General features: G+C 41.4%; 23 protein-coding genes and 1 pseudogene. 12 read left to right on the top strand and 12 right to left on the bottom strand.

The window, feature by feature from the left end:
- Complete coding sequence (locus ACJMKR_RS01800; protein ID WP_423063524.1) at positions 1-528, top strand: hypothetical protein; 528 nt, start codon at positions 1-3, stop codon at positions 526-528.
- 416 nt (positions 529-944) lie between these two features.
- Complete coding sequence (locus ACJMKR_RS01805; protein WP_423063525.1) at positions 945-1,643, top strand: IS5 family transposase; 699 nt, start codon at positions 945-947, stop codon at positions 1,641-1,643.
- A gap of 25 nt (positions 1,644-1,668) precedes the next feature.
- Here the strand turns inward: ACJMKR_RS01805 and ACJMKR_RS01810 are convergent, their stop codons facing one another.
- From ACJMKR_RS01810 to fis, 5 genes are all read right to left on the bottom strand, one after another.
- Positions 1,669-2,901, bottom strand: a complete 1,233-nt coding sequence (locus tag ACJMKR_RS01810) for an IS256 family transposase (protein ID WP_423062605.1) — start codon at positions 2,899-2,901, stop codon at positions 1,669-1,671.
- 96 nt (positions 2,902-2,997) lie between these two features.
- Positions 2,998-3,975 carry an IS5 family transposase gene (locus ACJMKR_RS01815; RefSeq protein WP_423063526.1) on the bottom strand — a complete coding sequence of 326 codons (978 nt, stop codon included), beginning with the start codon at positions 3,973-3,975 and terminating at the stop codon, positions 2,998-3,000.
- 252 nt (positions 3,976-4,227) lie between these two features.
- Entirely contained in the window at positions 4,228-5,511 is a 1,284-nt protein-coding gene (gene purD, locus ACJMKR_RS01820; protein WP_423063527.1) for a phosphoribosylamine--glycine ligase, read from the bottom strand.
- A gap of 31 nt (positions 5,512-5,542) precedes the next feature.
- Positions 5,543-7,120 (bottom strand): bifunctional phosphoribosylaminoimidazolecarboxamide formyltransferase/IMP cyclohydrolase, encoded by a 1,578-nt coding sequence (gene purH, locus ACJMKR_RS01825; RefSeq protein ID WP_423063528.1) that lies wholly within the window; start codon positions 7,118-7,120, stop codon positions 5,543-5,545.
- A 5-nt stretch (positions 7,121-7,125) separates the two neighbouring features.
- Positions 7,126-7,425, bottom strand: a complete 300-nt coding sequence (gene fis, locus ACJMKR_RS01830) for a DNA-binding transcriptional regulator Fis (RefSeq protein WP_423063529.1) — start codon at positions 7,423-7,425, stop codon at positions 7,126-7,128.
- A gap of 377 nt (positions 7,426-7,802) precedes the next feature.
- Between fis and pepN the strand changes: the two genes are divergently transcribed.
- Entirely contained in the window at positions 7,803-10,439 is a 2,637-nt protein-coding gene (gene pepN, locus ACJMKR_RS01835) for an aminopeptidase N (protein WP_423063530.1), read from the top strand.
- A 373-nt stretch (positions 10,440-10,812) separates the two neighbouring features.
- Positions 10,813-11,790, top strand: a complete 978-nt coding sequence (locus ACJMKR_RS01840; protein ID WP_423062509.1) for an IS5 family transposase — start codon at positions 10,813-10,815, stop codon at positions 11,788-11,790.
- Here the strand turns inward: ACJMKR_RS01840 and gloB are convergent.
- A complete protein-coding gene (gloB, locus tag ACJMKR_RS01845) occupies positions 11,758-12,609 on the bottom strand; it encodes a hydroxyacylglutathione hydrolase (protein WP_423063531.1) in 852 nt (283 codons plus the stop codon). The two genes, ACJMKR_RS01840 and gloB, sit on opposite strands and share 33 nt — an antisense overlap.
- Positions 12,610-12,646: 37 nt before the next feature.
- On the opposite strand from gloB, the gene ACJMKR_RS01850 reads away from it, so the two are divergent.
- The 5 genes from ACJMKR_RS01850 to ACJMKR_RS01870 are packed head-to-tail and all read left to right on the top strand — an operon-like array spanning position 12,647 to position 15,870.
- Positions 12,647-13,381 carry a class I SAM-dependent methyltransferase gene (locus ACJMKR_RS01850; protein ID WP_423063532.1) on the top strand — a complete coding sequence of 245 codons (735 nt, stop codon included), beginning with the start codon at positions 12,647-12,649 and terminating at the stop codon, positions 13,379-13,381.
- 11 nt (positions 13,382-13,392) lie between these two features.
- Entirely contained in the window at positions 13,393-13,833 is a 441-nt protein-coding gene (gene rnhA, locus ACJMKR_RS01855) for a ribonuclease HI (protein ID WP_423063533.1), read from the top strand.
- Positions 13,834-13,836: 3 nt separating this feature from the next.
- Entirely contained in the window at positions 13,837-14,559 is a 723-nt protein-coding gene (gene dnaQ, locus ACJMKR_RS01860) for a DNA polymerase III subunit epsilon (RefSeq protein ID WP_423063534.1), read from the top strand.
- Complete coding sequence (locus ACJMKR_RS01865) at positions 14,543-15,358, top strand: solute carrier family 23 protein (protein WP_423063535.1); 816 nt, start codon at positions 14,543-14,545, stop codon at positions 15,356-15,358. Before dnaQ ends, ACJMKR_RS01865 begins: the two co-directional genes overlap by 17 nt.
- Positions 15,343-15,870: a solute carrier family 23 protein gene (locus tag ACJMKR_RS01870; RefSeq protein ID WP_423063536.1), complete on the top strand. Its 528-nt coding sequence runs from the start codon at positions 15,343-15,345 to the stop codon at positions 15,868-15,870. Before ACJMKR_RS01865 ends, ACJMKR_RS01870 begins: the two co-directional genes overlap by 16 nt.
- Positions 15,871-15,965: 95 nt before the next feature.
- On the opposite strand, the pseudogene ACJMKR_RS01875 reads toward ACJMKR_RS01870, so the two are convergent.
- The 4 genes and pseudogenes from ACJMKR_RS01875 to icmH all read right to left on the bottom strand — a co-directional run.
- Positions 15,966-16,358 (bottom strand): annotated as a pseudogene (locus tag ACJMKR_RS01875) (L,D-transpeptidase); the annotation flags it as partial.
- Positions 16,359-16,810: 452 nt separating this feature from the next.
- Positions 16,811-18,307: a hypothetical protein gene (locus tag ACJMKR_RS01880; protein WP_423063537.1), complete on the bottom strand. Its 1,497-nt coding sequence runs from the start codon at positions 18,305-18,307 to the stop codon at positions 16,811-16,813.
- A gap of 177 nt (positions 18,308-18,484) precedes the next feature.
- Complete coding sequence (locus ACJMKR_RS01885) at positions 18,485-21,679, bottom strand: ImcF-related family protein (protein ID WP_423063538.1); 3,195 nt, start codon at positions 21,677-21,679, stop codon at positions 18,485-18,487.
- A complete protein-coding gene (gene icmH, locus ACJMKR_RS01890) occupies positions 21,672-22,490 on the bottom strand; it encodes a type IVB secretion system protein IcmH/DotU (protein WP_423063539.1) in 819 nt (272 codons plus the stop codon). The genes ACJMKR_RS01885 and icmH overlap by 8 nt, the downstream gene beginning before the upstream one ends.
- 245 nt (positions 22,491-22,735) lie before the next feature.
- Here icmH and ACJMKR_RS01895 point away from each other — a divergent pair, with 245 nt between their 5' ends.
- From ACJMKR_RS01895 to ACJMKR_RS01905, 3 genes are all read left to right on the top strand, one after another.
- Positions 22,736-23,005 carry an IS1-like element transposase gene (locus ACJMKR_RS01895; protein WP_423062514.1) on the top strand — a complete coding sequence of 90 codons (270 nt, stop codon included), beginning with the start codon at positions 22,736-22,738 and terminating at the stop codon, positions 23,003-23,005.
- Between the two features lie 4 nt (positions 23,006-23,009).
- Entirely contained in the window at positions 23,010-23,174 is a 165-nt protein-coding gene (locus tag ACJMKR_RS01900; RefSeq protein ID WP_423063540.1) for a hypothetical protein, read from the top strand.
- 78 nt (positions 23,175-23,252) lie between these two features.
- Positions 23,253-24,230, top strand: coding sequence for an IS5 family transposase (locus ACJMKR_RS01905; protein ID WP_423062509.1), 978 nt, complete (start codon positions 23,253-23,255; stop codon positions 24,228-24,230).
- Here the strand turns inward: ACJMKR_RS01905 and ACJMKR_RS01910 are convergent.
- Complete coding sequence (locus tag ACJMKR_RS01910; protein WP_423063541.1) at positions 24,198-24,488, bottom strand: hypothetical protein; 291 nt, start codon at positions 24,486-24,488, stop codon at positions 24,198-24,200. The genes ACJMKR_RS01905 and ACJMKR_RS01910 overlap by 33 nt on opposite strands.
- A 96-nt stretch (positions 24,489-24,584) precedes the next feature.
- Entirely contained in the window at positions 24,585-24,779 is a 195-nt protein-coding gene (locus tag ACJMKR_RS01915; protein ID WP_423063542.1) for a hypothetical protein, read from the bottom strand.
- Positions 24,780-24,920: the final 141 nt, after the last annotated feature.

A 24,920-nucleotide genomic window follows, 5' to 3' on the forward strand; every position in this document is an offset into this window, starting at 1 on the left:
ATGAGCAACGTTATTTGCTATCATCAATTGGTGGATTTTTTAAAAAATGCAAGTTTATTCGAGATTTATCGGCTATCAACTGCAATTTCTAATGAACTGGAAAGTCCAACGCGAATTGCAACAGTACGGAAAAAATTTAAAGAGGGAGATTTTCTTGAATATTTTAACGCTGAAACAAATAAATTCATAGCAGCGCGCGCTATGAAAAAAAACACTAAGTATGTCGTTGTTCAGCGCTGTGATGATGGGAGTCAATGGAAGATCCCTTATCATTTTCTCAAGATCGATGCTCGTCATTTTGATTTTAGTAGCCCAACAAAAGGCCTTAATAAAAATGAATTGAAAGTTGGTGATTGGGTCGGGTTTGATCGTAGTGGCGAGGAGGTTATTGGTTGTGTGGAACGATTAAACCATAAAACAGTTTCATTAGTCACATCATCCGGACATCGTTGGCGTGTAGGGTATTCATTACTCTATCGCGTTATTGAAGGCCAACCAGAGGTTTCTATGATTGGGCATGCATCATGATGCCGCTGATATTTTTGCTTGAGCAACAGAGTTGTTTTGTAAGCGTAGGGGGTTGATCTTTTATTCGATCTGATTCAGTTATGATAAAATAGCCGGAGGGAACAGTGTGTCGCAATAATGGTTTCTCTGAAGTTAAGTTATTTATGAGCTATAGGGTCTGTAAAGAAGATTGTGTAAATGCGATAGTCAGGGAAAGGTCGTTAAAATTATACGGAGTCTTTGACTATGGCAATGAAAACCAATAAATTAGATCCACAGGTTGTGGAATATTTTCTCAAACATACCAAGACCGCATCTGATATTTTCGGTGATACTGGTTGGCTTTGTTGCCTAACTAAAAAATGAACAATCTATTTCATTTTTGATGTTTATATTATAATCAGCGTCCAACGATTTTCAAGCAGAGGGCGGCTCATATGCCAAATAAATATCCAAACAAAAAAGGCTGGACGATTCCCAAGCAGAAATACAAGGTGAGCAATTGGCGTGAATATAATAATGCATTACGCAATCGTGCCAATATTGAAATCTGGATATCCGATGATATTATTCATTCGTGGTATGAAAAAGATCGTGTGTATGATGGCAAGGGTGCACCCAAAAAGTTTACGGACGTTGCCATCATTACGTGCCATGAAATTCGGCAAGTTTTTCGTTTAGCGTTGAGGCAATGTCAAGGGTTTATGAATTCAATTTTCAAGATGAAAGCACTTAATATAAAATCACCGGATTACAGTTGTTTGTCAAAACGGTTAGCGCTTTTAACTATTCAGTCACCTCGTTACAGAAAAACGGAATCGGCAGATAAAAGCGTTGTGGCTATCGCCCTTGACTCCACTGGGTTAAAACGGTTTGGCAGAGGTGAATGGCATCAGGAAAAATATAAATTATCAGCCAAACGGAGTTGGCGTAAATTACATATAGCCGTTGATAATAAACATATTATTCATGGTAATGATTTAACGGATCGCTTTACGGCGGGGCTTTGTTGCCTAACCCCACGCCTTTGGGACTGTTTATTAGTTTGTGTAAATCGCGTCAGTCAGAATTATGAATCAGCCATTGTGTTAACTGATTTTTTAATTTTATCAAAAACTACATTGCGTTCAAATTAATTTCCTCTCTTATGAATTTTAAGTTTTATACAAAATCCGCCAGGCGATCTTCAAACATAAGGGCAAAACGATTCATGGCGGCACCCCAGTCTCGAATCGGCATGGTCCATTTTTTGGCTATATTTTTTAACCCTAAATAGAGTTGTTTTAAAGCGGCATCGTCCGACGGAAAAACTCGTTTATTTTTAATAACTTTTCGGATACTCATGTTCAGTGATTCAATAGCGTTAGTGGTATAAATCACCCTCCGAATTTCTGCCGGATAAGCAAAAAATGGCACAATGCGCTCCCAATGAGTCAACCAACTTTTGGCAATCGAGGGAAATTCAGCATCCCATTTCTCAGAGAAACTCGTCAGCGCCAATTCTGCTTCTTCAACCGTACTGGCCGAATAAATAGCTTTTAAGTCAGCGGCCACTTCTTTTTTCTTTTTCCAACCCACATAGCGCAATGAATTCCGCACCATGTGTACAATGCAAAGCTGTACTTGAGTGTTAGGATACACAGCGCCAATCGCATCAGGAAAGCCCGTTAGCCCGTCAACGCAACAAATCAGGATATCTTCTAGGCCTCGATTTTTTAACTCCGTTAATACATTCAACCAGAATTTAGCGCCCTCATTTTGGCTAATCCAAATACCTAGCAATTCTTTTTGCCCATCGATATTAATTCCTAAAGCCAAATACAATGCCTTATTGATAACCTTTTTATCTTGCTGCACTTTAATCACTAAAGCGTCCAAATACACAATCGGATACACCTTGTCCAACGGACGACTTTGCCAAGCCTTCACTTCTTCAATCACTTCGTTGGTTACTGTAGAAATGAGACTCGAACAAATAGTTGTGCCATACAAATCTTTCAACTGATCTTGAATATCACGGGTAGTCATACCCCGTGCATAAAGACTCATAATTTTGTCATCCAAATCATCAAAGCGGGTTTGATGTTTTGGAATCAATTGCGGTACAAACTCATTGTTACGATCACGAGGAACCTCAATGGTCATCTCGCCATCTGTTGTTTTGATCGTTTTTTGGCTGTGCCCATTGCGGGAATTACCACTATTGTTGCCAGACACTTCGTGTTTTGCATAACCCAGCGCGTCCGTCAGCTCCCCTTCCAGAATACGCTCCGTCAGTGCCTTTTTTAACTCCTTTAACAAACCAGTATCACCGAAAATATCAGATGCGGTCTTGGTATGTTTGAGAAAATATTCCACAACCTGTGGATCTAATTTATTGGTTTTCATTGCCATAGTCAAAGACTCCGTATAATTTTAACGACCTTTCCCTGACTATCGCATTTACACAATCTTATTTACAGACCCACGCCTTTGTTTGTGTCTCAAAATTTAGGCGCAACGATAACTTGCTGGCATTCCTAGCCGCGTCATTTTATTTAAAACACCACAACCGATCATTGATTCGATTTTTTGCCGTACAAAATCTCGAGCATGTAACGTACTACCCAATATTCTTTTGTAACGTTGAATCGCCAGCTCTGAATAATTCCGATAACCGTATTGTCTTATTCGCTGCCAAGCCATTCGACCCAATGCTTTTATTTCCTGAACATTACCATTGCGTCGTGTATGATTATTTTTATCATAAACAGCATCACTATCAGGCGGAATTATTATAGCGGCTCCTTTAAAGTAATTTGATAATATTTCATAAACAGGATTCTTATCGTAAGCACCATCGGCGGTGACATGGCCCACTTTGCAAGTAAGTTGCTTTGATAACGTTGCAACGCTTTGGCAATCCGCCGTAAAGCGATCCGTTAAATCATTACCATGAATAATATGTTTATTATCAACGGCTATATGCAATTTACGCCAACTCCGTTTGGCTGATAATTTATATTTTTCTTGATGCCATTCACCTCTGCCAAACCGTTTTAACCCAGTGGAGTCAAGGGCGATAGCCACAACGCTTTTATCTGCCGATTCCGTTTTTCTGTAACGAGGTGACTGAATAGTTAAAAGCGCTAACCGTTTTGACAAACAACTGTAATCCGGTGATTTTATATTAAGTGCTTTCATCTTGAAAATTGAATTCATAAACCCTTGACATTGCCTCAACGCTAAACGAAAAACTTGCCGAATTTCATGGCACGTAATGATGGCAACGTCCGTAAACTTTTTGGGTGCACCCTTGCCATCATACACACGATCTTTTTCATACCATGAATGAATAATATCATCGGATATCCAGATTTCAATATTGGCACGATTGCGTAATGCATTATTATATTCACGCCAATTGCTCACCTTGTATTTCTGCTTGGGAATCCTCCAACCTTTTTTGTTTGGATATTTATTTGGCATATGAGGCGCCCTCTGCTTAAAAATCGTGGGGTGCTGATTATAATATAGACAGCAAAAAGTACATAGATTGTTCATATTTTAGTTAGGCAACAAAGCCATTTTGAGACACAAACAAAGGCGTGGGGTTAGGCAACAAAGCCATAAAAGTTCACGATATTGTGCTGATTAAATCTAAAACGTTGCCTAAAACGACCAGTGGGAAAGTGAGGCGTAGTGCTACTCGAGATGCGTATTTGAATAAAACATTAACGATTATTGACTCTGTTCAATAGCACGATAACCAATGTCCGTTCGGTAAAAACAATTTGGCCAGTGGATTAATCGAGCACGTTGATAAGCTTTCTCTTGCGCTTCCAAAAGATTATCACCTAATGCGGTTACCGCTAAAACGCGACCGCCACTGGTAACGACGCTCTGATCTTTGAAGGCTGTGCCGGCATGAAAAACTTTAATATCAGGGTCGCCGCTTTCTTCAAGCCCCGTAATGATATCGCCTTTGTGATAGGCATCGGGATAGCCACCGGACGCCATCACGACCGCAAGCGCAGGCCGCGGGTCCCACACAACGGATACCTGATTTAATTGTCCCGCTAAAGCAGCCATGCAAAGTTCGGTCAAGTTTGATTTTAGTCGCATCATCAATGGTTGGGTTTCGGGATCACCCAAACGGCAATTAAATTCTAATACCTTGGGCTCACCGTTTGGCGAGATCATCAAGCCAGCATATAAAAAGCCTGTATAGGGTGAGCCATGTAAGCGTAAAGCGGTAATGGTTGGCTCAATCACTTCTCGCATAATTTTAGTGTTGAGTGCTTCGTTCATGCGAGGAACGGGAGAATAGGCACCCATTCCGCCGGTGTTGGGCCCTTGGTCGCCGTCATCACGACGCTTGTGGTCTTGAGAGGTCGCTAAAGGAAGAATGTGTTCGCCATCGGCCATCACGATGAAGCTAAGCTCTTCACCGGTTAAAAACTCTTCGATCACAATTTCGTGGCCAGCGTGACCAAAAGCGTTACCTTCTAGCATCGCTAGAATAGCGGCTTGAGCTTCTTCTTTATCGTTAGCAATAATGACACCTTTGCCCGCGGCCAAACCGCTGGCCTTGATGACCAGAGGAAATGATTGGGTTTTAATATAGTCAAGAGCATCCTTTTTATCTTGGAATACCGCATACTGTGCAGTTGGAATATGATGCTCACGCAGAAAATGTTTGCAGTAAGCCTTGGAAGTTTCTAATTGTGCCGCTTGCTGGGTGGGGCCAAAACATTTTAAACCGTGTTTTGTAAATGCATCGACAACGCCAGTAGCGAGCGGCGCTTCGGGGCCCACAATGGTTAGATCGATATTCTTGTCATGAGCAAAACGAACTAACGCCTCGGTATCGGTTGGGCTGATAGGAACATTATGAGTTTTAAATTCGGTTGCCGTTCCAGCATTGCCAGGAGCAACCCAGACTTTCTCCACAGTAGGTGCCTGTGCAACTTGCCATGCAATAGCGTGTTCACGACCGCCGTTACCAATGATTAAAATGTTCATATCTGTTCATTACTCTTTTGGTGTGAATGCCTCAATGCCGGAAGTGTCGCATATTGGTGAATACCATCGCTATATTAGCGCTATCGGCTGCTGCAATCACTTCGGCATCGCGTTTAGAGCCACCAGGTTGGATTACAGCAGTCACACCAAGACTACCTGCTAGCTCGATGCTATCTGAAAACGGGAAAAAGGCATCCGATGCCATGACGCTGCCTTCTAATGAGAGGTTAGCTTCTTTGGCTTTTAAGGCTGCAATTTTAGCAGCAAAAATACGGCTGGTTTGCCCGCTGCCGATACCTAACGTTGCGCGATCTTTTGCATAAACGATGGCATTGGATTTCACGAACTTCACAACGTCCCAAGCGAATAATAAATTTCCTAACTCGGAGTGAGTGGGCTCTCGTCGGCTGACGATACGTAACTCATTTGGATTTAACGGCTGGGTGTCTGATTGCTGTATTAACAATCCGCCAGAAATTGAATGTAATGTAAATGAATGAATTGGGTGAGTCAATTGACCACAGGTCAATACACGAATATTGGGTTTGGTGCGCAGGTAAATGAACGCGTCATTTGTAATGCTAGGCGCAATTAATACTTCAACAAATTGTTGTGAGATTATTTTTTCTGCCGTTTCTGCTTCAAGTGGTGTATTAAAGGCAATAATCCCTCCAAATGCAGAAGTAGGGTCTGTGGCGTAAGCTTTATTATATGCATCGAGTTGATTGTGTCCTTGTGCAGCACCGCAAGGTGTGGCGTGCTTTACAATGACGCAACAGGGTATTTGTGATGAAAAAATTCGTGCGCAAGCTAAGGCGCAATCAGTGTCCATTAAATTATTAAACGAAAGTTCTTTGCCTTGCCATTGTTTAGCTTGTGCCAAACTGTTGGGTTGTGACGGTATACTACGATAAAACGCCGCTTGTTGATGAGGATTTTCACCATAACGCAATTCTGTTTTCTTTTGATAATGTGGTTCAAAATCTTTGGGAAATAACTCGCTGGACAGTGGCTTGTCATCCTTTGCTAAATATTCAGCGATGGCTTTATCGTAATTAGCCAGGTGAGAAAATGTTTTTTGCGCGAGCGTCTGTCGTGTTTTAAAGGTCGTTGAACCCTCGTGCGATTGCATTTCTTCAAGGATCCATTGGTAATCTTGTGGATCGACTATGACTGTAACATCAGGAAAGTTTTTTGCGGCTGCCCGTAGCATGGTGGGGCCGCCCACGTCGATGTGTTCAAGCGCCTTTTCAAGGGTGCACTCGGGATCGTAAATAGTTTGCTGAAATGGATAGAGATTGACGACGACTAAATCAATAGGGAGGATTCCGTGTTGTGCCATGACCTTATCATCAATGCCACGACGACCCAGCAATCCTCCATGAATTTTTGGATGAAGTGATTTAACTCGTCCATCCATGATTTCAGGAAAGCCCGTATAATCCGCGACTTCAGTTATCGAAATAGTATTTTCTGCGAGTAGCGATGCGGTACCACCTGTCGCAATTATTTCAACGCCTAGATCGACTAGTTGGTTTGCGAATTCGACTAAGCCTGATTTGTCTGAAGTGCTGATTAATGCACGTTTAATCGGCTTGCTAGTCGACATTGCACTTAATCGATTTGATAAATCGCGAGTTTTTTACGTAATGTTCCGCGGCTAATTCCTAAAATTTTGGCGGCCTTACTTTGGTTACCACTAGTGTAACGCATTACCATTTTAAGTAATGGCACTTCCATTTGAGCCAACACCATGCTGTAAAGATTAGCAGGTTCTTCACCATCCAGTTGCGCAAAGTAGTTTTGTAGGGACTGTTGCACGCTGGCAGCAAATGATTGGCCTATAGTAGCCTGTTTGACCTCAGTCTCTTGAGTGAGAGTGTCAGTTTCCATTGTAGTTGCGATTCCTTCCAACGTTTTACTCCTAATTCAGTTAGGGATTTCTGACGTGGCTTGTGGAAAATTTTCCAACAAACCGTAAGGTCAACCATTATAACATTAGCACTTCGGTTCACAAGAGGATAATGTGCATTATTTTATAAATTTTTCAATCCCATACTCTATGCTGAAATGCCGATAGCCATCAAATCAATGATTTACTAGATTAGCCTTATCTAACTTTAGGGCACTTGATGTGCAGATTGGTGATTAATTCAATTTTTAAAAGCTCGCTAGGTAAACTTGATAGGAATCAATATAAATATTTAATATTTTCAAAGCGTTGGCTTCTTTTTATAATTTGCGCTACAATCATCGGTTTCTTCAATGAACTTGGAAACTTGGGGTAACCGATGACATCTCAGCCAGAGACTATTTATTTAGAAGATTATAGGCCTACCGATTTTTTAATCGACACCGTACACCTTAATGTAGATTTGCAAGAAGAGGAAACACGTGTTAAATCGATATTGGCGATGCATCGTAACCCAGTCGTTGACTCAGTCAACGCACCCTTGGTGTTAAATGGCGAGGAAATGGTGCTTAAATCGGTGAGTATCGATGGGAAAGCATTGTCATCTTCTGAGTATAAAGTCGATAAGACTTCATTAACCATTCATCATGTTCCCGATCAATTTAAATTAGAAACTGAAGTCGTTATTAAACCGCAGGAAAACACGGCATTAAGCGGCTTATATAAATCTCGCAATAATTTCTGTACTCAATGTGAATCTCATGGTTTTCGACGCATTACATATTATCTTGACCGGCCCGATGTCATGTCACGATTCACGACAACAATTACTGCCGATAAAACAAAATATCCCATGTTGTTGTCCAACGGCAATTTGATTGAAGAAAAAGAGTTAGATAATAATCGTCACTGGGTGCACTGGGAAGATCCCTCCTTAAAGTCATCTTATTTATTTGCGCTGGTTGCGGGTGACTTTGATTTATTACGCGATAAATTCATAACAATGTCCGGGCGCGAGATCGATTTGCGACTCTATCTCGAGAAAGGGTTCGCCGATCAAGGGGGATATGCGTTAGAAGCTTTAAAATTAGCGATGAAATGGGATGAGGAAACTTACGGACGGGAGTACGATTTAGATATTTATATGATCGTGGCGGTCAGTGACTTCAATATGGGTGCCATGGAAAATAAAGGACTCAATATTTTTAACACAAAATATGTGTTGGCGAATTCAAAAACAGCCACCGATACCGATTACGTTGCGATTTTAGATGTTATCGGGCATGAGTATTTTCATAACTGGTCAGGCAATCGGGTCACCTGTCGTGATTGGTTTCAGATAACACTAAAAGAGGGGTTGACGGTATTTCGAGACTCTACATTTACTGAAGACTTAACATCGCCGGGTGTTGCGCGAATTGATAGTGTGAATTATTTGAGAAACGTGCAATTTCCTGAGGACGCAGGCCCCATGTCGCATCCTATTCGCCCGCGCTCCTATATTGAAATCAATAATTTCTATACCAATACCGTGTATCGCAAAGGTTCTGAAGTGATTCGAATGGTGCGAACTTTATTGGGTAAAAAATTATTTCGTGAAGGTATGAATCTGTACTTTACACGGCACGATGGCCAAGCGGTCACCACAGAAGATTTTATTAAAGCGATGGAAGATGCTTCCGGTAAGGACTTAACCCAATTTAAGCGTTGGTATGATCAAGCTGGAACGCCTGTGTTGGATGTTGTGGGTGATTATGACGAAAAGCACAAAACATTTACTTTGACGGTCAAACAATCGTGTCCGCCAACACCAGGGCAATCCCAAAAGGAGCCGTTTCACTTGCCTTTGGCGATGGGTTTAATCGGGCCCGATTGTCAGGAACTCCCTACACAGTTAGAGGGTGAGCCTCATGCGAGTAGGGGTACGCGCGTTTTGGAGCTTAAAAAACCGGTTGAAACCTTTCGCTTTATTCATGTTGAAAGCAAACCCATTCCGTCGTTATTGCGTGACTTTTCCGCCCCAGTTATTTTGAATTATCCCTACACGGATGAAGAATTATTGTGGTTACTCAATTGTGATACGGATCCGTTTGCTAAATGGGAGGCAGGTCAAAATTTTGAAAAACGATTGATTCTGAAACTAGTGGCTGATTATCAAGCGGGTAAACCCTTTGTAATCGATGAGCGGTTAATTAAAGTATTTCAAAAACTATTAACCAGTCAGCACGATGATCATCGTTTTTCTGCAACGCTCTTGATGTTACCCACCGAAAATTACTTGCTACAACAAATGGAGGTTGGTGATGTGAGAGCAGTTCATAAAGCTCGTGACTTTGTTAGAGAGTCATTAGCAAAAGCATTAGCGCAAGATTTTTCAACATGTTTTGCAGAGCATCAATTACCTTATTATGAATATAATCCTGTGGACATGGGTAAACGCAGCCTCAAAAATATTTGCTTAAACTATTTGGTGCTTGCCGATAAGGGTCATTATCTAAAAACAGCCTATGAGCAATTTTCCACTTGCGATAATATGACGGATACCGTAGGTGCTTTGGGTGCACTTATCAATGAAGACTGTAAAGAACGCGATGCTGCGCTTGATGAGTTTTATAAAAAATGGAAAGATCAGCCGTTAGTGATTAATAAATGGCTAACGTTGCAAGCATCATCGACACGACCCGATACGCTAGGTAAAGTGAAACAATTAATGAAGCATCCGGCATTTAATATTCGCAATCCCAATAACGTTTATGCACTCATCGGTGCTTTTGGTATGAATGTGGTTTGTTTTCATGCTGAAAATGGTGAGGGTTATCGCTTCATTGGCGATCAGGTTTTGGCAATTGATCCTGCTAATCCACAGGTGGCAGCGCGCATGTTGCAGCCACTAACGCGCTGGAAAAAAATGGATAAAAAGCGTCAGTCGCTGATAAAGGAGCAACTCAAACGAATCGTTGAAACCCCCAAGGGTTCAAAAGACATTTATGAGATTGCTTCAAAAAGTTTGTTGTAATGTTGGATATTTTGAAGGGGATTTCAACTTCTTTTTTGTTTCATCATTAATTTCAAATGTGTTAATGCCTGGATGAACAATGGGGATTCATTTTTATTACCAGGGGCGGTCGTATAGGGAGATAGCACATTACCGTAACGGTCAGTAGTTGCAACCACTTTTTTACCTTTAAATGGTAACTTGTTGATAATTAAGACACAGCCTGACAGAGAGACTCGCAACCAGGTGTGAGTATCCCCAAATCGCACGGAAAAGTAGGTTGCGATAATTGAAGATGGCTTTGTTGCCTAACTAAAACATGAACAATCTATGTAATTTTTGCTGTCTATATTATAATCAGCACCCCAGGATTTTCAAGCAGAAGGCGGTTCATATGCCAAATAAATATCCAAACAAAAAAGGCTGGACGATTCCCAAGCAGAAATACAAGGTGAGCAATTGGCGTGAATATAATAATGCATTACGCAATCGTGCCAATATTGAAATCTGGATATCCGATGATATTATTCATTCGTGGTATGAAAAAGATCGTGTGTATGATGGCAAAGGCGCACCCCAAAAGTTCACGGATCTTGCGATCATTACGTGCCATGAAATTCGGCAAGTTTTTCGTTTAGCGTTGAGGCAATGTCAAGGGTTTATGAATTCAATTTTCAAGATGAAAGCCCTTAATATAAAATCACCGGATTACAGTTGCTTGTCAAAACGGTTAGCGCTTTTAACTATTCAGTCGCCTCGTTACAGGAAAACGGAATCGGCAGATAAAAGCGTTGTGGCTATCGCCCTTGACTCCACTGGGTTAAAACGGTTTGGCAGAGGTGAATGGCATCAGGAAACATATACATTATCAGCCAAACGGAGTTGGCGTAAATTGCATATAGCCGTTGATAATAAACATATTATTCATGGTAATGATTTAACGGATCGCTTTACGGCGGATTGCCAAAGCGTTGCAACGTTATCAAAGCAACTTACTTGCAAAGTGGGCCATGTCAGCGCCGATGGTGCCTACGATAAGAATCCTGTTTATGAAATATTATCAAATTACTTTAAAGGAGCCGCTATAATAATGCCGCCTGATAGTGATGCTGTTTATGATAAAAATAATCATACACAACGTAATGGTAATGTTAAGCAACTAAAAGCATTGGGCCGAATGGCTTGGCAACGAATAAGACAATACGGTTATCGGAATTATTCAGAGTTGGCGATTCAACGCTACAAAAGAATATTGGGTAGTACGTTACATGCTCGAGATTTTGTACGGCAAAAAATCGAATCAATGATCGGTTGTGGTGTGTTAAATAAAATGACACGGCTAGGAATGCCGGCGAGTTATCGTTGCGCCTAAATTTTGCGACACAGACAAAGCCGTGAGGTTAGGCAACAAAGCCTCTTTCAAACGACGTAATGCAGCGAACACAGCCACGGTATCTGCTAAGGGTTCCCCACAGTAGTTCCCGACGGCTGCCTGTATCTCAGGCAGATGACAGCGTAAAAACGGGTTTGTTTGAAGTTCCAAAGCGATGGTCGATGGCACGGTCGGCAAACCTCGGGAGCGCAATCGATCGGTCTCTATGATGCGTTTTTGGAGAATGAGATTATTTGGATCCACAAGCTCAGCAAAGCGTAGATTCGCCGCTGTATACTCATGACCGCAATAAACATGTGTTTCAAGGGGTAGTTCTGCAAGGCTGCATAATGAATGATAGAGCTCATCCGGAGTTCCTTCAAATATTCGGCCGCATCCACCCGTAAATAATGTATCGCCGGTAAACGCCCACTGATGCCTTTGGTAGGCAACGTGTCCTACAGTGTGTCCTGGGATATCGATCACTTGGAATTTGAGTTCCATCGTAGGGATTTCAACTTCATTGCCGCCTTTAATGGGATGATCACTGTTGGCTACATTATCTTTAAGTGGAGCATAAACTGGAGCTTTATGGCTGGCGATAATTTCTTCAATTCCATTCGTATGATCCCAATGATGATGAGTGATCAAAATCGCTGCTAGGTTGATGTTATATTCCTTGAGCACTTGTAATACGGGGGTGGCTTCACCGGGATCGACGATCATGGCTTGTTGTGTTCTAGGGTGCACTATCATCCAGATATAGTTATCATTGAGAGCAGGGATGGCGATAATGTTGTGTGACACTAATGACTCCATGAATGAATTACTCCAGTATAAAGTAAGCTAAGTACATATGCGAATGACGACCACAAACGTTCTGACGGATTCATGGTATCAAGAGATTCCGGGGTCATGGTTGTTGGATATGGAGCGGTCAGAAGTCGCCAATATTTTGAAAAAATCTTATGGTGATCATCTAATGCAAATTGGTGGCACCCATGATTTACAGCATTCTGCTGATAGCCCCATCTTACATCGCGTTCAATTAGTGACAGAACCGTCTTCGGACATTTATCATCCTCAAATTCATGCAAACCTTCGGGAGTTACCAATTCTTCCAGACAGCCTCAATGTAGTGTTATTGATTCACGTGTTTGAATTTGCTGAATATCCCGTGCGATTATTGGAAGAAGTCTACCAATCCTTAGCTCCAGGTGGACAATTAATCATTCTGGGATTCAATCCGTGGGGTTATTGGGGGTTGCTGAAAATGTTTAGTCGAAAAAAAGAGTGTCCATGGAACGGAAAGTTTTGGTCACGTGCGCATATCAAACAGTGGTTGCGTGGCTATGACTATAGCATCGATGTGAATAAAACGTTATGCTTTCGATCACCCCGTGGTAAATCACGAAGTCGACGAACAACCGCATTAACTGAAACACTTGGTCAATTGTGTTTTCCGACACTAGGCGGTGTTTATTTAATTACAGCCACAAAACAAGTGTATGAACCACTGAAACAGAGACAATTCTGGTGGAAAAAACGCGCGGTGGTAAGACGAGTCGTCGAGCCGACAACACGTATGTAAAAAGGATCAACATGACAAAGATAGCCGTAGAAATTTTTAGTGATGGTGCGTGTCGTGGCAATCCAGGGCCGGGCGGATGGGGCGTACTGTTGCGGTATAACAATCATGAACGGCGTTTGTATGGTGGGGAAAAAGAAACAACCAATAATCGTATGGAATTAATGGCAGCCATCAAAGGATTGGCCGCATTGACAAGACCCTGTCGCGTCATGATAACAACGGATTCAGAATATGTCCGTCGGGGGATTACCGAATGGATGCCGAGATGGAAGCAGCGTGGTTGGAAAACGAGTAATAAAAAACCTGTAAAAAATATGGATTTATGGCAAGAGCTAGAACGCGAGGCTGAAAAACATGAAGTTTCTTGGCATTGGGTGAAAGGGCATAGCGGTCATCGGGAGAATGAAATTGCCGATGAATTAGCTAATCGCGGCATTGATGAGATGAAATAACATATGCGTCAAATCGTTTTAGATACAGAAACAACAGGTCTATCGCCTGAACAAGGTCACCGAATTATCGAAGTCGGTTGTCTGGAAATGATTAACCGTCGATTAACGGGAAATTATTTGCATTTTTATATTAATCCACAGCGTAGTGTCGAGCGCCAAGCTGCCGAAATTCACGGCATTACAGACGATTTTTTAGCCGATAAGCCTTTATTTAAAGATATTAAAGATGAACTGTTGACTTATCTAAAGGGTGCAGAACTCATTATTCACAATGCACCGTTTGATGTGGGTTTTTTGAATCACGAATTTAAGTTGGTGGATAGTCAATTTCCGTTGATTACGAAATATTGCGGCATTGTCGATTCATTAGCAATAGCGCGTCGCAAACACCCTGGCCAACACAATAGTTTAGATGCTTTATGTCGACGTTATAATGTTGACAACTCCAATCGCGATTTTCACGGCGCATTATTAGACGCGGAATTGTTGGCTCAAGTTTATTTATTAATGACGGGTGGGCAAACCCAGTTATTTGAAGGTGAAAGAACGGTTGAAACCATGCAGCCCACACGTATTCGTCGAATTGCATCAGACCGCGCACCGCTTCAGGTCATTGCTGCGGATAAGGAAGAGTTGCATGCGCATCAAGAATTTTTAAGAATGTTGGAGCGGAAAGGAAGTTGTCTATGGCACGATGGAGAAGTTCTCCGTGAACAAAACGACTAGATCTGAAGCCTCAAAGATACACGATTTTACCAAGCGTGTTACATCTCATCTAAAAAACCGTCGTGACTATCTTGCGGGACTCACCACCTTTCTCACCATGTCTTATATTATTTTTGTTAATCCTAGCTTGCTTAGCATGACAGGCATGAACTATGGATCAGTTTTTGTTGTGACGTGTATTGTGTCGGCACTTGCTTGTATTTTGATGGGATGGTTAGCAAATTACCCTATAGCAGTAGCGCCCGGTATGGCGCTGAATGTGTATTTTACCTATGTGATCGTGCATGGATTAGGGTTTGCTTGGCAGGAAGCATTGGGTGCAGTTTTTATCGCGGGGATATTATTTTTCTTAATTTCACTGACTCCGTTACGCCGGTATATTATTGCTGCAATTCCTAAAGCATTAAATATGGCAATTACGACCGGCTTGGGATTATTTATCGCGTTAATTGCACTGCATAATGTGGGTGTAACGATTCCGGGTTTGTACGAAAGTATTCATACTGCGCATGTGGGCTTGAAAATACTATTATTTTTTTTGGGATTAATCACGATTGCTACCTGTTCTTATTATAAAATTCCTGGCGCTATTTTGGCGGGTATACTCGTCACAACGATATTAGGCTTAATTTTTGGCCTTTCCCATTTTCATGGGATATTTTCTTTGCCGCCGAGCATCACTCCAACTTTATTTCATTTTCAATTTAGTCATTTGCTGTCCTTGAAAGGTGTTTCAATTATTTTTGCTTTTTGTTCGTTACCTTATTTGACTGCACTGGAACCTTGGTTGGTCTTTTAAATGAGGCTAAATTATTGGATAAAGAGGATGCTCAAAAACGCATCGGTCGTGGGTTGTTGGCTGATAGTCTTGCAACCGTATGTGGTGCGGTAATGGGTACATCGAGCACCAGCCCTTATTTAGAAAGCGCAACGGGTATCAGTGTTGGTGGACGTACGGGGTTGACTGCGTTTGTTGTAGCAGGATTCTTTCTTATCGCCTTATTTTTGTCGCCATTGGCAGCAACAATTCCGAGTTTTGCCACAGCACCCGCCTTATTATTCGTGGGTTGCTTGATGATTCGAAATGTCACTAGCATCAATTGGAAAGATTATACAGAATCAATTCCAAGCTTAGTTACCGTGCTTGTGATTCCTTACACACTGTCCATTGCAAATGGTGTGGGGGCAGGAATAATTAGTTATACACTACTTAAAATCATCTGCCGCAAGCGCCATGAGATCAACGCAATGTTGATCGTTTTGTCACTACTATTTATCCTTTATTTTTTGCTGCAAATAAGGGTGCTGTGAAATTTTTTCTGGCGGCCTTGATTTTCTATGATTCAAAAAATGGATTAGGACCTAAATGGCCCTAATCCACTGGATGAGGTTGCTAAGCCTTACAATTAATAAGATAACACAATGACTTTCGTACCTGGATGCATGAAATAACGATGCAACCATCTAGCAGCGCCTGTATGGACACGAATGCAACCGTGACTCGTATTGTTATTAGAGATGTAGGGCGATCCGTGGATCGCGTTGCCACCGCTAAAGAACATGCAATAAGGCATCGGTGCACCGCCTGATGGTAGCGGGAATCTATTGGATACACAGTCGGCTGATCCTCTGCGCCCAACACGAAATGCTCCTGTGGGTGTTCGACAGGGTCGTCCCAAACTAGCACAGTAATTAGCGCCACCATTGGCTTTACCACCAGCTACTCGGTATCCTTGCGCATCATAAGCGGCCCAGCGAAGCAGTCGCGGGCTAAAAACGAATACACGTTCCCCTTGGGGCGCAATGCGTCGCGGTAGACTAGACATGTTTTCAGCCACATCGACACCTTGCAGCGCTGTTTCGTCAGATTCACGCATCACTTTATTTTCTGGAAGTAATGGCTCTAAGGCTTTGTCTTGATAACAAATTTCATCTGGCTCGCAGACAGCCTTATTGTCATAATAAAACTTTTGTGCTTGAGCCAGTTGGCTTACGCCTAATGAGGCCATCACTATCATTATGATTGATAAGAACTTCATAGTTCGCCTCCACGCACTGATCAAATGAGAAGACGTCCCTTCCAAATCCTCAATTTGTGGATCTTGTCATTCGACAGCAAAAGTTATATTTTGCACAGATCCACCCTCTATGCAAAGAACTATAGTATAGTGATTCAATCTTGACCTCATATTGTGCAATATTTGTTCAGATTGGAGTAATAAATCTTGCTGCTTAGTGACTAGCTACTATTTCAGGCGGCTGAGGGTGTTGTATTTATTACGCTATCGCTATGTTTTGGAGTTGAGCTATTTTCTCGAGTTTTTGGGTTCTTTGAAGGACTAAAAACACCCATGCTTAGCATGTTTTTGACATTCGATACTGTTCTCTGTGTAGTTGTATAAACTGTTCCGCCAAAAATTCTAGCGATGAAATTTACAAACTTGAATAACAAACTTCGGTGCGTAGCGATGACTTTATTTCCTAGGGCAGTATTCAATATATTATCTGATTCAGTACGGGTACTGTTATAAATATTTTCGTCATTTAAGCTAGTCGAGTCAGGGTTACGCGTTGAAAAAAAATCATCACCTAGTGTCTTCAAGTTATCAGCCGTTTTTTTAAATACTGTTGCCTCATCGTTCAGAGATTGGATTCGTAATGATTCACTTTCGAGATACAACGCTTTTACAACTTTGTAGTAGTTATAGGTTTTAGTAATAAATGTTTTACCCGACTCATCATCTGGTGTTTTTTTTATTCGTTCGATTACTTCAGGAGAAGCAAGGTACTTTAATGAATTAGCCACCCAACGTTTCACGCGCTCAAAATCATTGAGGTTATCGTTGTTGAGCTTAAATATGCTAACTACCGGTTTATGATCGCTGGTGCTTGTGCCTTCGATGATTTCCGTTTCGGGTTTCACATCACCTTTCCATAACATACGGTCGAGTCGACCGCCTTTGCAGTAATGTTGTTGTTTATTTCCTCCGACTGTACGACGATGATCGATGGCATAGGGTGAAGACTCGGTATTTCCTGAGACAGACTTGTTTTTACCGGCATAAGTCCAGCCTAGGGTGGGGGCCTCCTCAGTAAAACCATGCAATTTAAAATGTCTAGCAGGAGATGGCTCTATTGAAAAGGGGTCGAGCCCTGCATCGCCGTTTTCTTCTTGTGTATGGATATCTCGATAATTTAAATCGCCTACGAACAAAGACAGATCAGTGCTCTTGCCTTCCAGATCTTTATAGCTTGTGACAGGGATCACATCGTCTTCGGATGAATACACACGGGAGACTAATTTTTTTGTTTCCTTAAAGCGAGGGCCGTCGCATTTAGACTCTAAATGTACTCCCGCCACTCCAATTATTTTTCCATCCACCGTAAACCTCAGAGTGTGGCCGCCCTTATTGGGAAAAGGTTTAGGCTTGCCGTTACGATGAAAAAAACTATCCTTGTTAACAACCTGACACGAGGACTTCTTATGTGCCAACAAAGTAAGAGATACTTGACCAGGCGCTGTGGTAAAGGTTGTATGGCGTTGTTTAGAAATTGGCTTGAAGTCCTTTCCTAACCGAATGTGCAATCCATCTGCTAATGGATGATTTTTAGAGCATGCTTCTTCTTGAGACGCCACGATGATAATGTCTGCGTCGGATAGATTGCCTTTCTGAATTAAAGACAAAATGTCTTCTTTCCTAGGCTTCCGATTTGCCATATTCCAAGTAACAGCAGCGATTGTAGTCATTTTTTGAATTCCCTCGTAGTCATCAAAACTGGTGTAGTGATGAGTATTTTAACGAGGGCTTGTAACACTCAGATGTGTGTATCGTAAGGGTTTGTAACAAATTGTAAGTTTTGTTGATTTGACTATAGGGTCATCTCTAAAATGTTTTATAGGTTCAAAACAATCTCAAGAGGTGTCCTACAACGTATCCGGTGCACGGAATGCCGATACGATTTCCGTTTGATAGGGGTTGACTGGACTGTCGGCGACGAGTTGGTAACGTGCTTTATTGTCCTTTAACGTAAAAGTAACTTGATATTCTTCCGGGTTATTCGTACTTTCTATTGTCGATTGATTGATAAGATGCAGCCATGCCCATGGGCCTGTAAACGTTGTGGTCGGTGAGTTTGCGCTAATTGTATTAAAGCGCATCGTTATGAAATCTCCGTCCTTACCTGGCCAAGATAAGTGACTCGATTTTTTAATCCCGGGTTCAAAACTGAGCATTTGGCCGCCGATGTTAATTTCAAAACGGCTAATATTGGGCGATAAATTCATAGGCGTTAAATTGAATCGAATCATGGGTGAATCTGGATTATCGCTATAAAATATTTTTTGAATTATGGAGGCGCGGATCAACATATCGAGAGCTTGTTGTGGAATATTTAGGTGTTGTCCGTCAAGTGATTTCAAGGTCCAATACGCTTTATCCGTATTCACAAACGTTTTGAGATAATCATTAAAAAATGATTCCATTGTGCCGCCTGGACCAAAGAAATGATTAAAATCTTTAATGGAAATATCTTGTTTGCTGTCTTTAAAAATCGGGAATCGATTTATAATATGGCTATTATATTCAGGCACCACGCTTGATGCCCAAACGTTTGAAAGATACTGGCGCGAACTATCGAGTATGCTTTCCCACGATCCATCAGCGAGATTTTTTAGCCACTGATTAATTGGCGTGGGTAATTGTTTGCTTACTTGTAATAGTGTGGTGATGGGATCGTTATTGCCGTTATTTTGCATGCGATCGACAGCCGTATTATAAGCAGCTTTTGTGATGGATGATGATACCGCGATCTTCGCGATGTAATTATGTAAATCTTGCAGGGCAACTTGCGTAGCTTGGTAATTGTCGTTCTTATGTAAAAACGCAATTAAGCTACCCAAATTATTGCTTTGAGCTGTATCTGGAACATTGCTAGGGGCAATGGTGTTCTTGATAACATCGTTAAGCAATTTCCATATTGGTGAGTTGGGATCTTGGAGCATGCGAATTTCAGTAAGGGCTTGGGCTAAATGTTGAGGTTTCGCTAACTGAATGCTCGATAATATCGTTTGCCATTCTTGAGTATATTTTTTTAAGTAGATGGCCTGAACCTGTTCTGTCAAATTAGCATATTGAGTTTGTTCGGCTGCAGTTGTGTTCATGTTGCCGATGACCCAGTTGCCTTTTTCAATATTGCTGGCGATGCGTGGAATTTGCTCGTTATAAATCTTCTTAAAATTTTTTCTGTTATAAATGGCGGGGATCAAGAGATGCGATACATTCAAATTGCGAATAGATTCGTCTGCTAACAAGGGAATAAGTTTATCTTTGTACTCACTTTTCAGCGCTAGAAATGCTGTTTGTGCGAGTGGTTGCTTTTGTAGCACAGATTGCGCTTGACTAATCAAATCATAATCTGCAGGCCAAGAGAGGTCTTTCAACGTGAGCAGGTAGTTCAGGTGTTCCATGAGTTGTTGCTGTCTATTTTTATTTTGTTGAAATTCGTCAGTCCACAAATTCCCAAACCAATTTTTAATCATTTGTGAATTTGTATGACTTGATTTAACCAACATTAAATAGACTTGTAATGAGTTGTATAGATCTGAATGGTCTTGATTGATACTAGTTTGAATTTTTTTTGTTAAGAGCTGATCAAGATATAAAACAAAATCAGTGCGGATAAGGTGCTGGTATGTTGCACGAATTTGTTCTTGTAATTTTGCGGCTTGATCGAAGCCAAACCAGCGATAATAATTCGTAGAATGTTGGTTTAGTGTTAATAATGCTTTTTGTAAGTTGTTGATACGAACGAACCATGTGGTGTTAGCACTCAATTTGGTTAGCGTTGTAGTAACGGTATTGAGTGCCATGATATTTTTTCGATAGGCGTGATGCCAGAAGAAAACACCTGCTGATAGGATTACAAGCGCAGCAGGATAGCCGATCCAACGCTTCCAGATTTTGGGAGAAGGAGCGATTTGTTCATTGCTGTCGAAGATGAGTTTATTTAACAGAGCTTGAATAAAGTAGGGTTTTTGTCGCGTGGTGTGATGGACAGCTTTTGCGTCAAGTAACTGAAAGTTTTCGCTAATGGGTTCGGCGAGTAAATTAATAATATTCCCTGTTTGTATGCTGCTCGTGAAATAAATTCCTTTGACATGTATTTTTGAGTTCAATGGTAGTTTATCGATAAGTTTTTCAATCGCAGTTCTCAGTTTCTCAAGCTGTAAAGGAAAATCTTTAATACGGGAACGTCGCGATAAATTTTGTTCGTGATGTAATCGCCAAATTAAACGATCGCTAATGCGGCTGATAAAAGCATTAAAGCGTTCTTGATAGAGTTCACGAAGGGGTGTGTTGAGGCTGTCTGATAATATAAACCCCAACCCTTGCTGGCGTTCTTCAGGGCCGAGGTCTGCAAAAAATTCTTGGAAGCCGCGCATGCGATCACATTGTGTGATCACCAACGTGATATTAGTAGCGCGATTGTATTGTGAAATAAAGGCAACTTGCTCGACAAGACGGCTAACAAGTTTTTCAAGCGCATCGTCGTTTGCCAAGGTTGTTAGGTCAACGGTGAGGATCACAGCATCAAATGTATGTTTCCCACGTTTGCTTCTCAAATATTTGAGAAACTGTAGCCAGCGTTCTTGAGTGTCCGTACTATCCGGGAGGCATAGATTTCCTACAGGATCGATAAACACACCTGTATTGCTCACCCACCAATCAACCGCTTGAGCACTTTTAACTTGAAAGTCAATTTCGGTATTGGACAGAAGTGTCGTTTTTCCTGATTTTTCCTTGCCAAGCATTAATACCCAAGGTGCTCTTGAGCGCCTCATTGAATGGAGTGCTTCACGTGTTAGCTGAATAAAATTATCAGCAAGTGGCGTGAGTGAAATTGCGGACGGTGTTTTAGAGAGTTTTTTATGAATTAACACAATGAGCCCGTAGGCAATCCAAATAAATGCTAATAAAACTGTTGGAACAAGGCGCGCCAATGGTGAATGGAAGGGAATTTTACCATTAATAGCAAGATATGGGCCCAGTGCCCAGATTAATAGGATAAAAGCCACGCTTGCGATAATATATTTCAGCAGTGTTGATGGTAATTTATTCATTTTTATTTTGCACGCCTATTAAAACTTTGTATAAAGGTTTTGCCAATTTGTTTAAATGCACCCAATAGGGTATATAACTCGCTGTGAGTCCCACGACGACAATACCTACTGCTAGCCAGATTGATAATAACGGACGTCGCGATTTTTTGTGGCTTACCTTGCTTGCGGGAGCGATTAATAGCTGTTTTGAGAATTCGCCACGCTCATCGCGAATTAAATAGTAAAGTTTATCGATCAGTTGTCCCAGCTCATGATGACCGCGTGATTTGTGACGATATTTACCTTCATATCCTAAACTTAAGCATAAATATCCCAGCTCTAAAAGATCAAGATGGGGCTCTGGGTCTTCGCTGATGCGTTCTAAGATCACAAAGAATCGTTCGCCGCCCCAAGTTTCACGTTGGAATGCCCTTAACAAATTTTGCTCTCGCCAGGGGCTATTTTCACCCCATGTTGACGTGAGAATCGTCTCATCGATTAACGCACATAGGAAATAACGCGCAGCAAGAATGATGGTGGAGTGATAATGAAGCGAACGTGCTTTGTTTTCAAAGGCTTTGATTTCATGGCATAGCTTGGTGTGTAATGCATAAAGGTTTGGAGCCGTTGATTGTTCGCGTAACTGAGAAGCGACTGTCAATAGTGGCGCTCCTGCGGCGATCAACGGATTGATCGCGACATTAACCTCGAAGGCCTGAGTTTGATGTAACGAACCGGGTTCAACGATTGGCTCTCGATTCAGGCCTGCTGAATCGGGCTCACGCTCAACGGTAGGGTCTATGCTGTAGGGATGAAATTCTTTGATACTCATGACATTAAAAACATCGTCAAACTTGCCGACCCCGTATTATATACTCCCATCAAGCTATGGGTCTATTTAAAAAAAGAATAAATTATTCAATAGGATAAGAATAGCTCGCTTGAAATTCATGAAACACGGGTCTCTTCTCGTATGGGCAAGCAATTGAAATCGATAAAATGTTTGGTAGTGCCTCATTTTTGTTGATGTGATATATTTTGGTATTTCAGAAAATCATTAGGATAAGGATTGCATGAATGGCAAGAATCAATGTTGCTTGCCCCTGCTGCTGTTTACATGAGGTTGTAAAATTTGGCGTCAGCAGTACAGGAAAGCAAAGGTTTCAATGTAAAAATAATGCTTGTGAGAAAAATACATTTCTTCTAGATTACACACATAATGCTCGTGCCCCTGGTGTTAAAGATAAAATAGTTGATATGGCAATGAATGGTAGTGGCGTCAGAGATACTGCACGCGTTTTACGTATTAGCATTAACACTGTTATTGGTGAATTAAAAAAAGGGTGAAGGTTTGGAGAGCGTCAATACACGACTTTTAAAGGAAAAAGAATCACTTGGTGCGTCTGTTACTGTTAATGTTGTACAAGTTGAAGAAGCGGAGCTGGATGAAATGTGGAGTTTTGTTCGAAATAAACAGAATCAACGTTGGCTTTGGCAGGCTTTGTTGCCTAACTAAAACATGAACAATCTATGTAATTTTTGCTGTCTATATTATAATCAGCACCCCAGGATTTTCAAGCAGAAGGCGGTTCATATGCCAAATAAATATCCAAACAAAAAAGGCTGGACGATTCCCAAGCAGAAATACAAGGTGAGCAATTGGCGTGAATATAATAATGCATTACGCAATCGTGCCAATATTGAAATCTGGATATCCGATGATATTATTCATTCGTGGTATGAAAAAGATCGTGTGTATGATGGCAAAGGCGCACCCCAAAAGTTCACGGATCTTGCGATCATTACGTGCCATGAAATTCGGCAAGTTTTTCGTTTAGCGTTGAGGCAATGTCAAGGGTTTATGAATTCAATTTTCAAGATGAAAGCCCTTAATATAAAATCACCGGATTACAGTTGCTTGTCAAAACGGTTAGCGCTTTTAACTATTCAGTCGCCTCGTTACAGGAAAACGGAATCGGCAGATAAAAGCGTTGTGGCTATCGCCCTTGACTCCACTGGGTTAAAACGGTTTGGCAGAGGTGAATGGCATCAGGAAACATATACATTATCAGCCAAACGGAGTTGGCGTAAATTGCATATAGCCGTTGATAATAAACATATTATTCATGGTAATGATTTAACGGATCGCTTTACGGCGGATTGCCAAAGCGTTGCAACGTTATCAAAGCAACTTACTTGCAAAGTGGGCCATGTCAGCGCCGATGGTGCCTACGATAAGAATCCTGTTTATGAAATATTATCAAATTACTTTAAAGGAGCCGCTATAATAATGCCGCCTGATAGTGATGCTGTTTATGATAAAAATAATCATACACAACGTAATGGTAATGTTAAGCAACTAAAAGCATTGGGCCGAATGGCTTGGCAACGAATAAGACAATACGGTTATCGGAATTATTCAGAGTTGGCGATTCAACGCTACAAAAGAATATTGGGTAGTACGTTACATGCTCGAGATTTTGTACGGCAAAAAATCGAATCAATGATCGGTTGTGGTGTGTTAAATAAAATGACACGGCTAGGAATGCCGGCGAGTTATCGTTGCGCCTAAATTTTGCGACACAGACAAAGCCGTGAGGTTAGGCAACAAAGCCTCTTGTAAAACACATCCACAATAAAAATCCTTAAATGTGCGATAGTGACTCATTTGAAACAACACAATGATGGTGCCAATTTCAGACAAGCTCATTTGCATCGCTCGATCTCGTTTTCTGTCTGGGTTCGGTAGGAAATACTTTGATTGACCTTTCAAATAATCCTTGCAAAAATCATCCATATCACAAAAAATCTCCGTGACCGGTGCCAACATGATTAACTCCTGTTAAATTATTTAGCTGTAATTTTGGAGCTAAATTTTAGCGGTTCCGGTCTTTTTTTCAATTATTTCATTCACTTATTCCTTTTCTTATCCAGAACTCAGGTTATATTTACGCCAATTGCTCACCTTGTATTTCTGCTTGGGAATCGTCCAACCTTTTTTGTTTGGATATTTATTTGGTATATGAGGCGCCCTCTGCTTGAAAATCGTAGGGTGTTGATTATAATATAGACAGAAAAAATTACCAAGCGTGTCGCGATGCTCGTGATAGATTATTGCCATCCCTGTCAATAATCGACTACGCACGGGCTCTCAACTGACTCGACGCCTCGTAAAGATTTTTTGCAGTCGCTTACGCTCGGCAAAAAATCCCAGCCTACCCCAGAATACGCCCCTTCGCTTCGCTCTCCATCGCGCGCATCG

The sequence above is a fragment of the Candidiatus Paracoxiella cheracis genome, assembly GCF_049348705.1.
GTDB classification, from domain to species: domain Bacteria; phylum Pseudomonadota; class Gammaproteobacteria; order Coxiellales; family Coxiellaceae; genus Paracoxiella; species Paracoxiella cheracis.

Bases quoted from the DNA above. Each gene is read 5' to 3' on its own strand.
- ACJMKR_RS01885 (WP_423063538.1), bottom strand. From the start codon at position 21,679: ATGAATAAATTACCATCAACACTGCTGAAATATATTATCGCAAGCGTG.
- dnaQ (WP_423063534.1), top strand. From the start codon at position 13,837: ATGCGTCAAATCGTTTTAGATACAGAAACAACAGGTCTATCGCCTGAA.
- ACJMKR_RS01805 (WP_423063525.1), top strand. From the start codon at position 945: ATGCCAAATAAATATCCAAACAAAAAAGGCTGGACGATTCCCAAGCAG.
- ACJMKR_RS01850 (WP_423063532.1), top strand. From the start codon at position 12,647: ATGCGAATGACGACCACAAACGTTCTGACGGATTCATGGTATCAAGAG.
- ACJMKR_RS01880 (WP_423063537.1), bottom strand. From the start codon at position 18,307: ATGACTACAATCGCTGCTGTTACTTGGAATATGGCAAATCGGAAGCCT.
- ACJMKR_RS01840 (WP_423062509.1), top strand. From the start codon at position 10,813: ATGCCAAATAAATATCCAAACAAAAAAGGCTGGACGATTCCCAAGCAG.
- gloB (WP_423063531.1), bottom strand. From the start codon at position 12,609: ATGGAGTCATTAGTGTCACACAACATTATCGCCATCCCTGCTCTCAAT.
- ACJMKR_RS01910 (WP_423063541.1), bottom strand. From the start codon at position 24,488: ATGTTGGCACCGGTCACGGAGATTTTTTGTGATATGGATGATTTTTGC.
- purH (WP_423063528.1), bottom strand. From the start codon at position 7,120: ATGTCGACTAGCAAGCCGATTAAACGTGCATTAATCAGCACTTCAGAC.
- ACJMKR_RS01800 (WP_423063524.1), top strand. From the start codon at position 1: ATGAGCAACGTTATTTGCTATCATCAATTGGTGGATTTTTTAAAAAAT.
- purD (WP_423063527.1), bottom strand. From the start codon at position 5,511: ATGAACATTTTAATCATTGGTAACGGCGGTCGTGAACACGCTATTGCA.
- ACJMKR_RS01905 (WP_423062509.1), top strand. From the start codon at position 23,253: ATGCCAAATAAATATCCAAACAAAAAAGGCTGGACGATTCCCAAGCAG.
- icmH (WP_423063539.1), bottom strand. From the start codon at position 22,490: ATGAGTATCAAAGAATTTCATCCCTACAGCATAGACCCTACCGTTGAG.
- pepN (WP_423063530.1), top strand. From the start codon at position 7,803: ATGACATCTCAGCCAGAGACTATTTATTTAGAAGATTATAGGCCTACC.
- ACJMKR_RS01810 (WP_423062605.1), bottom strand. From the start codon at position 2,901: ATGGCAATGAAAACCAATAAATTAGATCCACAGGTTGTGGAATATTTT.
- ACJMKR_RS01895 (WP_423062514.1), top strand. From the start codon at position 22,736: ATGGCAAGAATCAATGTTGCTTGCCCCTGCTGCTGTTTACATGAGGTT.
- ACJMKR_RS01815 (WP_423063526.1), bottom strand. From the start codon at position 3,975: ATGCCAAATAAATATCCAAACAAAAAAGGTTGGAGGATTCCCAAGCAG.
- rnhA (WP_423063533.1), top strand. From the start codon at position 13,393: ATGACAAAGATAGCCGTAGAAATTTTTAGTGATGGTGCGTGTCGTGGC.
- ACJMKR_RS01915 (WP_423063542.1), bottom strand. From the start codon at position 24,779: ATGGCAATAATCTATCACGAGCATCGCGACACGCTTGGTAATTTTTTC.